The organism is Nocardioides sp. 1609, assembly GCF_004522105.1.
GTDB lineage: Bacteria > Actinomycetota > Actinomycetes > Propionibacteriales > Nocardioidaceae > Nocardioides.
In genome coordinates, this window is record NZ_SPUJ01000019.1 from 1 (window position 1) to 863 (window position 863).

General features: G+C 73.5%; 1 pseudogene. It reads left to right on the forward strand.

Annotation, left to right across the window (positions count from 1 at the left end):
• Nucleotides 1-863, forward strand: a pseudogene (locus tag E4623_RS22380) (DUF11 domain-containing protein); the annotation flags it as partial.

The window sequence follows — 863 nt, forward strand, 5'->3', positions numbered from 1 at the left end:
CGACCTCACCGACGTCGCCGTCACCGGCGGCCCCGCCGGCGCCTGCACCGTCACCACCGCCAACGTCGTCACGTGCACCCTCGGCGACCTCCCGGCCTCCGGCGCGGCCGGCACGGTGACGATCACCATCACCGCCCAGGTGCCCTCCGGCTACACCGGCCGCCTCGACAACACCGCGAGCCTGACCTCACCGACCGACACCACCCCCGACAACAACACCGCGACCTCCACCGGCACCGCCCAGCCCCAGGCCGACGTCACGGTCACCAAGACCCGCACCAGCGGCCCCGTCATCCCCGGCCGGCCCGTCACCTGGAACGTCACCGTCACCAACGCCGGCCCCTCGGTCGCCCGCGACGTCGTCCTCACCGACGACCTCCTCGACGAGCTGGACAACGTCGCCGTCACCGGCGGCGGGGACGGCGCCTGCACCGTCACCACCGCCAACGCCGCCACCTGCGACCTCGGCGACCTCCCGGCATCCGGCCCCGGCAGCACCGTCACCCTCACCATCACCGGTGACCTCCCCGCCGACTACACCGGCGCGGTCGACAACACCGCGAGCCTGACCTCACCGACCGACACCACCCCCGACAACAACCAGTCGACCTCCACCGGCACCGCGGCCCCGCAGGCCGACGTCGCCATCACCAAGACCCGCACCAGCGGCCCCGTGATCCCCGGCCAGCCGCTGGCCTGGCGGATCGCGGTCACGAACGGCGGTCCGTCGACCGCCCGTGACGTCGTCGTCACCGACGACGTGCTCGACGCCCTGACCGGCATCGACGTCCAGGTGACCGGTGCGGCTGCCGACGTGACGTGCACCGTCGCCACGGGCAACGTCGTCACCTGTCCGATCGGGG